General features: G+C 60.5%; 8 protein-coding genes. All 8 read left to right on the forward strand.

Annotated features, from left to right (window positions below; genetic code table 11):
• Positions 1 to 11: 11 nt before the first annotated feature.
• A complete protein-coding gene (locus AC3A6M_RS09490) occupies positions 12 to 980 on the forward strand; it encodes a trypsin-like peptidase domain-containing protein (RefSeq protein WP_487852472.1) in 969 nt (322 codons plus the stop codon).
• Positions 977 to 2,005, forward strand: a complete 1,029-nt coding sequence (locus tag AC3A6M_RS09495; protein ID WP_487852473.1) for a hypothetical protein — start codon at positions 977 to 979, stop codon at positions 2,003 to 2,005. The genes AC3A6M_RS09490 and AC3A6M_RS09495 overlap by 4 nt, the downstream gene beginning before the upstream one ends.
• Positions 2,002 to 5,076 (forward strand): virulence factor SrfB, encoded by a 3,075-nt coding sequence (locus tag AC3A6M_RS09500; protein ID WP_487852474.1) that lies wholly within the window; start codon positions 2,002 to 2,004, stop codon positions 5,074 to 5,076. Before AC3A6M_RS09495 ends, AC3A6M_RS09500 begins: the two co-directional genes overlap by 4 nt.
• Before the next feature lie 14 nt (positions 5,077 to 5,090).
• Positions 5,091 to 7,742, forward strand: a complete 2,652-nt coding sequence (locus AC3A6M_RS09505) for a virulence factor SrfC family protein (RefSeq protein ID WP_487852475.1) — start codon at positions 5,091 to 5,093, stop codon at positions 7,740 to 7,742.
• 10 nt (positions 7,743 to 7,752) lie between these two features.
• Positions 7,753 to 8,976, forward strand: coding sequence for a TerD family protein (locus AC3A6M_RS09510; RefSeq protein ID WP_487852476.1), 1,224 nt, complete (start codon positions 7,753 to 7,755; stop codon positions 8,974 to 8,976).
• A 780-nt stretch (positions 8,977 to 9,756) separates the two neighbouring features.
• The gene (locus AC3A6M_RS09515; RefSeq protein ID WP_487852477.1) at positions 9,757 to 11,046 is read left to right on the forward strand and encodes a nucleotide sugar dehydrogenase; all 1,290 of its coding nucleotides are present in this window, start codon (positions 9,757 to 9,759) and stop codon (positions 11,044 to 11,046) included.
• Positions 11,047 to 11,107: 61 nt separating this feature from the next.
• The gene (locus tag AC3A6M_RS09520) at positions 11,108 to 12,136 is read left to right on the forward strand and encodes an SDR family oxidoreductase (protein ID WP_487852478.1); all 1,029 of its coding nucleotides are present in this window, start codon (positions 11,108 to 11,110) and stop codon (positions 12,134 to 12,136) included.
• A gap of 40 nt (positions 12,137 to 12,176) precedes the next feature.
• On the forward strand, positions 12,177 to 13,589 hold the full coding sequence (locus AC3A6M_RS09525) for a TIGR03013 family XrtA/PEP-CTERM system glycosyltransferase (RefSeq protein ID WP_487852479.1): 1,413 nt from the start codon (positions 12,177 to 12,179) through the stop codon (positions 13,587 to 13,589).
• Positions 13,590 to 13,611 lie beyond the last annotated feature (22 nt).

Here is a 13,611-nt window from a genome sequence, read left to right on the forward strand (position 1 = left end):
GTGTCCCGGCAATGAGCTCGCGCGTCTGGTGGTACACGGTCGTTGCGCTCGCCATTGCGCTAGCGACCGTGCTTCTGCTCACGCGCACAAGCGCAAGCGCCAGTGCGTCGGGCACCGCGGCGACGCAGCGTGGCTTGCTTCTGGCATCGCTGCGTAGCGAGCGCGATCGCCTCAGTGCGCTTGTTGCGGCCGGCTGCACCTCGGCCGACTTGCGTGCACACGGCACAGAATATAACGCCTACCGGGCAATTCCTCCGCAGAGCGGTACGCTGCCCGTTACGCCTACGGATGGACAGCCTCGTTCGCCAGAACAGCTGACCGCAATGCTTGATGCCGCAGTTGTGCTCATCATTAGTAAGAATGCCCATGGAAGCGGCTTCTTCGTGACACCCGAGCTGATCGTTACGAATAGTCACGTGGTTGAGAGCGCTGGCTCGGACGGTGTCTGGGTGACGAGTCGCACATTGGGTAAGGTGCTGCCGGCGCGCGTGGTGACAGCTACGCCAACGAGCAAGGTAGGTTCTCCCGACTTCGCCTTACTGCGTCTTTCAGCCCCTGTGGCCGCGATGCCGCTGGCTATTGCTGATGATGCCAGTCGGCTTGCGCCGGTTGTGGCAGCTGGTTATCCGGGTCTCGTGATGCGCACGGATCCGCGCCTGGCAAATTTGTTACAGGGACAGGGCGGAGAAGCGCCGGAGACAGTGCTGTCGCCTGGCGAAGTCAGCGTCACCCAGCCTCAAGACAACGGCGTCAAACTGGTGATTCATACGGCCGATATCTCGCCCGGCAATTCTGGTGGTCCGCTCGTGGACCGCTGCGCGCGTGTCGTTGGCGTCAACACCTTTGTGAGCAAGTCCAGCGAGTTTGCTGGACGCGTCCTCTACGCGCTGAGCGCGGCAGACCTAAGCACATTCTTGCGCGCCCACGGCGCACGCTTTACTGAAGCCAGCGAACATTGCTCTGCTGGAGCACTGCGATGAGAAAACTCCCCCTTGTGACAGCGCGCGCAGCGGTTGATATCCGAGGCGTGTATGGGCAGTCCGTGCTCGACCTTTATGGGCAGATGCGGCGCCTGCTGGTGCAACATACAGGCAATCGCACGGTAGGCGACGTATTCGCCGAGCCGCAGCTCAATCCTGTACGCGGCGAGATCGCGTGGTATACGGGGGCAGACGGGCCGATCGTGCCAGTCGCGCAATTGCCGCCCGATGCCAAGCAAGCCTTGTGGAGTCAGCTGGATCAGCTTCGTGCGCAAATCAAAAGTGTGGCGGAGCGCTATATCTCGAGCGGTGCGCAGACTGCAGGTACGCGTGCTGACACATTCCGCGCGATGCTTACCGTGACCGATCCGGCGCGTTGCCTGTTTTCTGTCGGCGGCCAGCCAGTTCTGGCGGAGTGGGGCTGCAGTCTTGTGACGGGCAACGAACGGTCCGTCGATCTGTGGACGATAGGATCGGCCCGTGCAGGAAGCGAACTGATGCAGCCCACGGAAGATGCGCCGCCGCCCGTGGTGGCAACCGAGCCCGCCGTCCCTTCCGCGGTTCCCGAACCGGCGCCTGAGCCGCAACACGTGACCGCCAGCGAGCCACTCCAGGTGCATCAAGACGAACCGATTGAACAAACCCAGCCCGAGACGAGCAAGGTGTTCGAAGCGGGGCCGCCGCGCAAGCCGACCGTACGTGTGACGCCACCGGTCTCACCCGTGGCTCCCCCAGTGAGGAGGCCGACTGCGGCAGATGGAGCGTACAAGGTGTCGGCCAGTCAGGACGTACGCTGGCACGGCCATTGGGATGGCGGTCTATGGAGCCTGCTGAGGTACCTGCTGCTACCCATACTTGCGCTACTGCTGATTGGTTTTTTGGTGCGGGCCTGCAGCACTGTGCCGGATAGCCTTGCCCTGTCTGGCGACAACGAAGAGCAGCAATTGCGCACCGAGATTGCGGCACTGCGAGATCAGGCTGGCCAGATTGCGGCGCATTGCGCGTCGACGGAAAACAAACAATGAAAAAACATCATTTACCGGAGTATCGCGGCAGCGTCGCGCTGATCCCGGGTGGCACACTTCAATTTCTGGACATTGGATTGAATCTGAAGGCCATCCCGAAGAGCCAGATCCAGTTTTGGGAGTACCACGACGGGGCGTCTGGCGATGAGCGGCGCTGGCATTTGATGTGCTTGAAAGAAGAAGATGGTCGCTACATCGACCTAGCGAGAGGTGTGCCGGCAACCGATCCACGCCCTGGGCAAGGCGGCAAATCAATCCAGCCGGCCTACGCAACCAGTGCAGAGAAGGCCGTTGAACCCTTCCTGAACCAATGGGTACCCCTGCCATTCTTCCGACGCGAAGTGATGGCAGGGGCCGAGACGCCGCACTTCCGCAACGGTCCGAGCAATTGGGTACGCGCTCGTCTTTGCACATGGGACGATCCCGAGGGGCGTTACACCCACCAGCTGACGATTGCCTTCGATACCAACCTGGAAGCTGCTCACGAGAGCAGCGATGAGCAGACGTATCCAGCGCCGCGCGAGCGCGACGTGCGCGACGGCGCCGAGTTTGCCTTGGTCGCTGATGTCAGCCAGAGTGCGTGGTTCCTGGCACAGGACTGGGTCCATGAATGGCTGCGCGACTTGCACTACGCGCTGCTACGGCGGCGTCGCCCCGGCAGACCGATACGCACTGAAGAGTTCGATTATCAGCTGGAACATCTCGCGCGCTACATCACCTTCGTCGATCTGTTGCACAACGCTGGCTCGATTCCCTCGGTGCGCCTGATTGACCCAGACCGCAACGAACCGATTGACGTTGACCTTGTGCTCGATATCGGAAATTCGCGTACTGCTGGCATGTTGCTCGAACGCCGTCCCGAACAAGGACTGGCACTGTCGAACAGTGCGGTGCTGGAGTTGCGCGACCTGTCTGATCCCCTGCAGCGCCATACGGAGCCGTTTGGCTCGAACCTGGCGTTCGTTAAGATGCGCTTTGGCGATCCGCATGGGCATGCGCGTGGCAGCGGGCGGCGCCGCGCCGCTTTCGAATGGCCGTCAATGGTACGGGTCGGGCCTGAGGCAGCGCGTGTCGCGTTGGGTTCGCGGCGTGACGAGGGCCAGACCACCATGTCGAGTCCCAAGCGCTATCTTTGGGACCGCGGCGCGCGTCTACAGGAGTGGCGTTACTGTCCCGACCCCGACGAGCCGAACGGGGAGGAACCCCCGGTGAACAGCGGCTTGCTGGCTGGCTTCGTGAATAACCAGGGCACCCCGCTGCATGTGCTAGAGGATCCGCGCGCGCAGCGCGATCCTTTGCTACGCGACCAGGAGCCCTATCCGGTTACCGAGCCCATGTTTTCGCGCAGTTCGCTGATGTGCTTTCTGCTCTGTGAAATCCTGGCGCACGCACTCGTGCAGATCAATTCGCCCGCCCAGCGCGCGATCAAGCAGAACAGCGACCTAGCACGTCGTCTGCGTACTGTGATTTTGACGGTGCCATCGGCGATGACGATCGCCGAGCGGCAGATTTTTGAGCGCTCAGCCAACTGGGCGGTGGGAACCTTGTGGCGCGCGCTCGGTTGGATCGACGAAGACGGCGGGCAAGACGTGCGCTTTGCGTACCAAGCGCCGCCTATAGTGCGCTGCCAATGGGACGAAGCCAGCACCACGCAGATGGTCTACGTGTATAACGAAGTCGCCGAAAAATATGCAGGTGACGCTAGCGCTTATTTCAGCGTGTTTGGCCAGCGCCGCGCCGCGCACGGTGAGCGGCCGTGCTTCCGTGTGGCCAGCATCGATATTGGCGGTGGTACCACTGACCTGATCGTGACAACCTACGTCGATAAGTCGGCCGGTGCAGCCGCGCTGCTGGAACCGGTTCAGGAATTTCGCGAAGGGTTTAATCTGGCCGGCGACAATATTTTAAAAGCAGTGATTGAGCGCCATGTGCTCGCGCCCCTGGAGGTGGCGCTGGCGGAGCGTGGGCTAGCCGATGCCGCGACCGTGTTAACGTCGCGCCTGTGCCGTGACTACGCTGGCCTGTCTGAACAGGACCGTAACCTGCGTAGCCAATTTGCCCAGCAGTACGCGGTTCCGATGGGTCTTGCGATCTTGCGCCAGGCCGAACAAACGTCATTGGCCGAGGCAGCAACGACGCCATTTACGCTTCGTTTTGCCGACGTGTTTGCCGGGAGTAGTCAGCCGCGCGCGGAAGTCTTGCGCTATCTGGACGAACCGATCATGCAGCATGGCCTACCCGGCTTTTCGCTGCGCGACTGGGAGAATCCAGTCAACTTGGCTGAGGTGGCGCGCACCATCGAAAACGTCGTAACGCCCGTGCTGCGCGATCTGTGCGAGGCCGTTGCGGCTTGGTCGTGTGACGTACTACTGCTGTCGGGACGGCCGTCGTGTCTGCCCGCCGTGAAGGCGGTGGTTCAGAGGCGCCCGCCATTGCCGGCTTCGCGCATAGTGCCGATGAACACTTATCAGGTCGAGCGTTGGTATCCGTTCTGGAGCCGGGGTGGCGTCATCGCCGACCCGAAGACGACCGGCGTGGTAGGAGCAATGCTGTGTGCACTGTCCGAAGGCGATCTCCTGAACTTCCACTGCAGGACATCGAGGCTCAAGCCAGTCTCGACCGTACGCCATGTCGGGCTCATGCAGAAAAGCGGGCAGATTTTGGCCGCCGATCGCTTTTTTTCGGGCATCGACTTAGACGCACAGGCCGATCAGGAGCAGGAACATACCTTCGACTTTGTTGGCCCGATCTTTATCGGCTTCCGACAGCTGCCTCTCGAGCGTTGGACGGCGACACCGTTTTATTACTTAAGCTTCGCTAGCCAAAGTGCGAAAGAGACGGCGATCCGTCATGGCGTACCTTACCGGGTCACACTCAGCTACCGGCGCAATCGGGCCGGCACCGTAGCCGAAGAAGATAACGCCACGTTTGATGAAGGCATGTTCAAGATCGAAGAGATCAGCGCCGCCGACGGCCATATGGTCCCGGCGCGCGACCTGGCACTACAACTGAAGACACTTAAAGACGAACACGGCCACTGGATCGATACCGGTCTGTTCGAGCGCCACTGACAGCGGGAGCACACTTGGAGCACAACGACAATCTCAAGGATGCCGCCGCCTCGGTGGCACGCGCCTGCCAGCAAGCGCTTACATGGTGCAGCGAGTCCGGCGACGACGCCGTCCGCGCTGACGCGATGCTGACGCGCGAACTACGCATGGCCGTGGTCAGCGCTGAACGGCTGCAATATGCCGCCGGCGCCAAAATGGCGGTCGGGGTGTTTGGCCCAAGCCAAGCCGGCAAATCCTATTTGATCTCGGCACTTGCACGCGATCGAGCCGGCAGCGTCTTGTCCTTATTTGGGGAGCGCCAAGAAGACTTCCTCGCCAAGATCAATCCAGAAGGCGGTAAGGAATCGACTGGCTTGGTAACGCGCTTTACTTACCAGCCTGGCGCATTGGGAACGCCAGCCTTTCCGGTGCAGGTGGGATTGCTGACCGAGATCGATGTCGTCAAGATTCTCGCCAACTCGTTCGCTGCCGATGTCCAACATCCAGACGACAGCGAACCTGAGCAGCATCAGGCCGAGATCGACCAGGCCATCGCTGCTGCTCGCGGTCACGTACGGGCTGGCGCTGGCATCGCGATTGAAGCGGTGTATGACCTGGAAGCGTACGTGAACGGCCATTTGGGCAGCAACACACGCATGAAGGCGCTGCGACGCTTTGGATTCTGGCAGCAAGCGATCGAGCTTGCGCCTGCCCTTGGACCGGAAGCGCGCGTCGCTTTGTTCTCGACCCTATGGGAACAACTGCCCAGCTATACGGATATCTACCGACGTTTGCAGGGCCGCTTGATGCAACTGGGCGGTGCGCGCTCGGCGTCGTGCGAACCGGCGGTGTTGTTCGATGTTCGCGGCGACAGCTGGCAACGCTCGACCCACAGCATTATCGATGTCGCGACCCTGAGCATGCTCGGGGAAGCCCCGGGCGATTTGGTGAACGTGGTCGGACCAAACGGCTCCGCGGTCCAGTTGGAGCGCGCTGAGCTCGCGGCGCTGGTGTCGGAACTTCGCATCAATCTGGCGCATTGTCCCCACCCGTTCTTCGCTCACACCGATCTACTGGACTTCCCTGGCGCGCGCTCGCGCCAGCCGCAACCGCGACAGCGCTTGGGTGAACGTGACATCCGCGCCGAGAATTTCCTTCGGGGTAAAGTGGCATACCTGTTCGAACGGTATGCCGAAGAGCGCGAACTCTCCGCGATGTTGCTTTGCGTCGGGCCGTCGAATCAGGAAGTGGTCGGCTTAGGTGAACTCATCGAGAACTGGATCGAATTGACTCATGGGGCCACTGCTGCAGATCGCAGCCAGGTACCTTCCACCCTGCTGTTCGTGCTGACGAAATTCGATACGGCCTTTGAGCAAAGCGCCGGCAAGGGCGTGGATGGCACGCGCTGGGCCACGCGACTCGAAGCCTCGCTCCTTAAACCTTTCGCGGCGCACGCACACCGGACCGACTGGGTAAAAAAATGGGATAACAGGGGGCAATTCAAGAACACCTTCTGGCTGCGCAACCCTAACTTCCGTCAAGACGCCTTGTTCGCCTATGGCGGCGCAGGGAACGCACAAGAAACCTCGGTGCGCCCTGATAAGCAAGAGTTCATCGCGACCTTGCGGGGTGCGTTCCTCGACAATCCGCTTGTGCACGAACATTTTGCCGAGCCAGCCGCCGCTTGGGACGAGGCCATGTTGCTCAACGATGGCGGCATTATGCGCATCGTGAAGGCGCTGGTCCCCATCTGCCATCCGCAAGTCAAAGCAAACCAGGTACGGCAGCAGTTGGCGCTGCTGGCGCGCAGAGTCGCCAATGCGTTGGGCCGCCATTACATCAGCGCTGACGTCAGCGAACTGCGTAGCGAAAAGGCTGCGCTGGCCAAAACCCTGCTGCTCGCGCTTGCCCCATTGCTCAAGCGCGAGCGTCTGGGCGAACTCATCTGCTCTCTTAAACTGGACGACGAGGCAGCGCGTGCTGCGTTCTATCAGTCCGAACAGGCTGCGATACCAGATCGGGCTATCGAAAAGGCGCAAGCGACACCCGAACCTGAAGAGCTCGATGCCGAAACAGCGGCAATGCTTGGGCTCACGCCGGTCGAGGCAGCGCCGCGCCCCGTCGTAGCAGAGCGCCATTTCGGGCATATTTTTGTTGAGACTGTCATTGCTGCGTGGCAGGCGGGGGTTGCTGATCTGACCCGGGCACCGCAAGTGCTGAACTACTACGGCGTCACGCCGCAGCATCTACTCGACATTGCGCGCGAGTTGGAAGTCTCTGCGCGCAAGACGGGCCTTGTGGACGAGCTTGCGGAAGACGTGCGTAAGAATCGCAGTTTCCGGGCCGAGACGGGGACGTGGCGCTGGCGCCAGATTGCCCCCGTAACCAATCGCTGGAACCATTTCGTTGACCTTGCCGGGCACTATCCATGCAATCCGAGCGGCGTTGGCATCGACACGTTGCTAGGGGCCCGCCAAGTCATTTTCGCGAGCCGTGAGACAGCCACGCCGATGGCTGCGTTAACTGAAACGTCGGCTGACTATGAAAAGACCTATCTGACCGATTGGCTGCAAGGCCTTCAGGCAACGATCCGCACCAACGCTGACTATCTGGCCGGCGTCTCAGGCAATGTCGAGGCTAATGCGCGCTTAGGTGACATCCTTAAGGCGCTGCGTGCGCACGCATAGCGAGGAACAGATGGCGATGTATAAGATTAGGTTGGCAGAGACCGGGTTTGGAGAACGAGGCGTCGGTCTCGTCGTTACGGGGCCGAACCTGGTCAATGGCGTGGTACGGGCATGCTTTAAGCGCTGGGGCTACCCCCGTCCTTATCTGCACTTGCACGACTGGGATGTCGCTGAGAACTGGATTGAACTGCAGGGCCATATGACTGGCCCAGATCAGCTCACTTTGCCGCTGCCGTCCGCGCTGGCCAGACATTTCGACGAAAATTGTAACTACCTGATCAAGCTCGATCCGCTGGGCGGCGGGTTAATCCAACAAGGTGTGCGCTGGTCCATGTCCAGCGGTGCACGTGCTCCCGTGAACAAGCCACCAGCTGCTATGGCGCCTGCAGCCGTGGAACGTGACCCCGGCATGTTGGAGGCCCGTGCCGATATGGCGTGGCAGACTGCGCAGGCACTTGATTCACGCGAGGCCTATGCGGCTTTCCTTGCTGCCCATCCGTCCAGTTCATATGCTGTTGAAGCCCGTTCTGCGCTAGCACGGCTGGCGCCCGCAGCGCGCTCGGTCGACTCTGAAGAGTTGGCTTGGCGCGCGGCATGCGATGCCGATAGCAAGGCAAGTTGGACTGCCTTCATGATCGCCCATTCTGACGGTGCTTACGCAGAGCGTGCGAAAGCTAAACTGGCGGCGTTCATGCCCCCACGTCTGACCCTACGTACGCGCTGGTCGTTGATCGGTGCAGCGGCTCCCTACGGTGTCGACACATGTGCGTTTCTGTTGACGCCTGTGGGCCAAGTGCGTGGCGATGCGGACTTCATCTCAAACTGGGCAACCGATCCTGATACTAACGCAATCTTGCGCCATTCGCCCTGCGGCTCGGTGCGCAACAGTGGAATTAACAAGGATAGCGAGCGACACGCTAGCGAAGCTCTAGAGATTGACCTTGACCAGGTGCCGCCGGAGATCGAGAAGATTGCCGTCACGGTGAGCATGAATGTCCGCGCTGCACGGCATCACTGTCTGCCAGCGGTCGATTCTACAACTGAGTTGATCGATACCGCACGGGGCGAGGTTCTGGTCGCTTGGCAATCGGGGCACGGTGCTGTCGGTAGCCGTGGGCGGGTAATGCTGATGTTTCAACGGCATGGTGCGGACTGGAAATTGCACCGCTCGTCAGAAACATTCGAGGACGGTATTTTTGGGTTGTGCAAGCGCTTCGGAGTTGACGTTGCTTGATCACTGTGCTGCGTCACACCAGCGAATCGACAGCGCCAGCGAACTTCGATCGGTAACGATTTCCATACGTTCAGGAGGGAAGCTATTGCAGCGGTAACCCACGACGATGGTGTGCTCATTCTTGTAAACAGCCTGGCAGGTCAGACATGCCTGCCAACGCTACACGAACAAGGTTTTCACGGCCGTATGGTTGTACTTACGCGGGCGAGCCGGGTTACGCCGGGGTTACGCAAAGCGGCGATGAAAAGCGATCTGTATTGATGTATAGAAATTTTCGGTAATCTCGTGTCGGATACTGAGAGGGAGACGATCAGTGCCCTTTTCACTCAGGCAACAATCACATGCACTAAAATGCAGAGCCTGTGACTCCGAAGCCAAGGGTCGCTGGTTCGATCCCAGCCAGCCGCGCCACCCTTACATATCCCCCTTCCTTTCCGTTTTCCTCCACCCGACAGCGCCAATGTCGTCCTGCCGGGGCCTCCTTTCGGCCATTTTTCCGACGCAAGTCCGCGCGGCACGCCTGCTGTTGCCGGATTTCAGTCATGAACAAAGGTAATAGTTCCCCCGCGCACGATAGCCAACAGTAAAAAAGATTGTCTTTTAAAAAATGCTAATATTGCACTTAAGCTACGAAGGAGGACGGCCTCTACGGACTACCTTGCCTTGGCGCATGCTGTTGTTTTTTAAAGTGAATCTGAGTCGGTGGTTGAGGGCGATTCTGTTTCCATGCTATATTTAAAATTAACAGAATTGCAAAAATTAAATTTTACGGAACGCGATATGAAAGCAGATGAAATCGTCGCAGTAGTAGGTTTGGGATACGTTGGTTTGCCGTTAGCTGTCGAGTTCGGCAAAAAGTCGAAAACGATCGGTTTTGACCTGTCGTCGAGCAAGGTTGAAAACTACAGGAAGTTCATCGATCCGACCGGCGAGGTATCCACCGAGCAGTTGAAAGCTGCGCAACACCTGGAAGTGACGACCGATCCTTCACTGCTGTCGCAGGCCGACTACATCGTGGTCGCCGTGCCGACCCCGGTCGACATCGCCCACAATCCCGATTTCACGCCGCTGGCCGGCGCCAGCAAGACCGTCGGCAAGCACATGAAGCGCGGCGCGATCGTCGTGTTCGAATCGACCGTCTACCCGGGCGCCACCGAGGAAGTCTGCATCCCGATCATGGAAAAGGAATCGGGCATGAAGTGGAAGGAAGACTTCCACGTCGGTTTCTCGCCGGAACGCATCAACCCGGGCGACAAGGAACATACCCTCACCACCATCCTGAAAGTGGTATCCGGCGACGACGACGACACCCTGGACCGCGTCGCCAAGCTGTATGAGTCGGTGGTGACGGCCGGCGTGTACCGCGCTTCCAGCATCAAGGTGGCCGAAGCCGCCAAGGTCATCGAGAACACCCAGCGCGACCTGAACATCGCCCTGATGAACGAACTGGCGATCATCTTCGACAAGGTCGGCATCGATACCCTCGAAGTCCTGAAGGCCGCCGGCACCAAGTGGAACTTCCTGCCCTTCCGTCCGGGCCTGGTCGGTGGCCACTGCATCGGCGTCGACCCCTACTACCTGACCCACAAGGCCGAGATGGTCGGCTACCACCCGCAGGTGATCCTGGCCGGCCGCCGCATCAACGACGGCATGGCCAAGTTCGTGGCCGAAAAGACCGTCAAGTCGATGATCTCGTCGGGCTTCCACGTGAAGGGTTCGAAGGTCAACGTGATCGGCCTGACCTTCAAGGAAAACTGCCCGGACCTGCGCAACTCGAAGGTCGCGGACATCGTCCACGAACTGGCATCCTACGGCTGCGACGTGCATGTCTATGATCCGGTTGCCGAAGCAGAGGAAGCCCAGCACGAATACGGCATCAAGCTGGAAAGCTGGGAAGACCTGCCGAAGGCCGACGCCCTGGTGGTGGCCGTGCCGCACAAGGAAGTGCTGGCGCGCTCGCTGCTCGACTTCCAGGCCAAGCTGAACGAGAACGGCTGCTTCATCGACGTCAAATCGCAGTTCGATCCGAAGGCGATCAGCGAAGCCGGCTACTGTGTCTGGCGCCTGTAATACTATTCATCCAGCCGTCCGCGTCCGCGGACGGTTGCGCTATCAGTAAAAGTGCCCTAACGTGAACAAGATTCAAGATGTCCAACAGCATTTACGCCAGCACAGCTACCATTGGCTGGTGACCGGCGCTGCTGGCTTCATCGGCTCGAACCTGGTCGAAGCCCTGCTCAAGCTGAAACAGCGCGTTACCGGCCTCGACAACTTCGCCACTGGCCACCAGCATAACCTGGACCAGGTCCGCGAACTGGTGGGCGAGGCGGCCTGGTCGAACTTCACTTTCCTGCAGGCCGATATCCGCTCGCCCAGAGACTGCGAGCGCGCCTGCGAGGGCGTCGATTTCGTGCTGCACCAGGCCGCGCTCGGTTCGGTGCCGCGTTCGATCGCCGATCCGCAAGCGACCAACGACACGAATATCACGGGCTTCCTGAACATGCTGGTGGCCGCGCGCGACGCGAAGGTCAAGCGCTTCGTGTACGCCGCCTCCAGCTCGACCTACGGCGACCACCCCGGCCTGCCGAAGGTCGAGGACAAGATCGGCAAGCCGCTGTCGCCGTATGCGGTGACCAAGTACGTCAACGAGCTTTACGCCGACGTGTTCGGCCGTACCTACGGCATGGAATCGATCGGCCTGCGCTACTTCAACGTCTTCGGTCCGCGCCAGGATCCGAACGGCGCCTACGCGGCCGTGATTCCGAAGTGGGTGGCGGCGCTGATCCGCAACGAGGAGCTGCGCATCAACGGCGATGGCGAGACCAGCCGTGATTTCTGCTATGTGGACAATGTGGTGCAGGTCAACCTGCTGGCGGCCATGGCCGGCAACGAAGCGGTCAATCAGGTCTACAACGTGGCGCTGAACGACCGCACTTCGCTCAACCAGCTGCACGAGATGATGTGCGCGCTGCTGGCGCCGCGCTTCCCCCATGTGACGACGCACCGGCCGGTCCATGTCGAGTTCCGCAAGGGCGACGTGCGCCATTCGCAGGCCGACATCGGCAAGGCCACCGCGCTGCTGGGCTATGCGCCCACGCACGGGATCGGCGAGGGGCTGAAGGCAGCCATGGACTGGTACGTGCATAATTTGTCCCACTAAGCACTGCAGTATGTAATCAAGAAGAATACCGGAGGGTAGCGTGCTTAAGATTTCCAACCATTACGTATCGAAGATCGTCTTCGTCTTGCTGTTTGTCGAGGTGCTGGTGCTGCTGGGCGCAGCCTACATCGGCGCGGCGGTCCGATTCATGGAGCTGGGCCAGCCGGTCATGCTGTCGAACATCGACCACCTGGACCACTTCTTCACCTCGGCCATTGCCTTCACCGCCGCCATCATCTTCAGCATGAGCGCGATGGGCATGTACCAGCTCGACTTCAACGAGGGCCTGCGCAATCCCTTCTTCATGAAGCTGATGCCCTCGTTCCTGATGGGCTTCCTGATCCTGACGCTGGTGTTCTACGTCGCCCCCGACCTGTATTTCGGGCGCGGCATCCTGGCCCTGGTGTTCGCGATCGCCGCCGCCGGCATCTTCATCGCGCGGATGATCTTCTTCAAGAGCTCGGAGCTGCGTTTCCTCGAGACGCGCATCCTGTTCCTGGGAAGCGGACCGCTGGCCAAGGAATGCAGCGACCTGGCCCTGCAGAGCGCCAACTACCACCGCTACAACATCACCGGCTTCATTCCGACCCCCAACGAAGAGCTGTGCGTACCCTCGACCAGCCTGCTGAACGGACGCGACGGCGATACCCTGGTGTCGCTGGCGCGCCAGTACAACGTCGAGGAAGTCGTGGTGTCGGTGCAGAACCGCCGCGGCGGCTTCCCGATCAAGGAACTGCTGGAGTGCAAGCTGGCCGGCCTGAAGGTCACCGACGCCGCCACCTTCTTCGAACGCGAGACCTGCCAGATCCGGGTCGACTCGCTGCAGCCGTCCTGGCTGGTGTTCGGCGGCGGCTTCGACCAGAGCTTCGTGCGCACCTTCATGAAGCGCAGCTTCGACATCGTGTGCAGCGTGATCATCCTGGCGCTGACCTTTCCGCTGATGCTGCTGGCGGCGCTGGCCGTCAAGCTGGAAGACCGCGGTCCGGTGTTCTATTCGCAGGAGCGGGTGGGCAAGGACGGCAAGACCTTCTTCGTGCACAAATTCCGCAGCATGCGCACCGACGCCGAAAAGGGCGGCAAGCCGCAGTGGGCCCAGCAGAACGATCCGCGCATCACCCGCATCGGCAACTTCATGCGCAAGACCCGCATCGACGAACTGCCGCAGATCCTCAACGTGTTCAAGGGCGAGATGTCGTTCGTCGGCCCGCGTCCCGAGCGCCCTTACTTCGTCGAGCAGTTGATCGAAGTGGTCCCGTATTACAACGTGCGCCACAGCGTCAAGCCGGGCATCACCGGCTGGGCCCAGGTGCGCTACGGGTATGGCTCGTCCGCCGAGGACGCCCTGCAAAAGCTGCAGTACGACCTGTACTACGTCAAGAACAACAGCCTGTTCCTCGACGTCCTGATCCTGATCGATACCCTGAAAGTCGTCCTGTTCCGCAGTGGACGCTGATCCCTGCCGCGGCCCGGCCGGC

The organism is Telluria sp. Soil_C_11 (assembly GCF_057657395.1).

What these genes read in the sequence shown, in the direction of transcription:
- AC3A6M_RS09500 (WP_487852474.1), top strand. Translation starts at nt 2,002, where the DNA reads ATGAAAAAACATCATTTACCGGAGTATCGCGGCAGCGTCGCGCTGATC.
- AC3A6M_RS09490 (WP_487852472.1), top strand. Translation starts at nt 12, where the DNA reads ATGAGCTCGCGCGTCTGGTGGTACACGGTCGTTGCGCTCGCCATTGCG.
- AC3A6M_RS09495 (WP_487852473.1), top strand. Translation starts at nt 977, where the DNA reads ATGAGAAAACTCCCCCTTGTGACAGCGCGCGCAGCGGTTGATATCCGA.
- AC3A6M_RS09510 (WP_487852476.1), top strand. Translation starts at nt 7,753, where the DNA reads ATGGCGATGTATAAGATTAGGTTGGCAGAGACCGGGTTTGGAGAACGA.
- AC3A6M_RS09515 (WP_487852477.1), top strand. Translation starts at nt 9,757, where the DNA reads ATGAAAGCAGATGAAATCGTCGCAGTAGTAGGTTTGGGATACGTTGGT.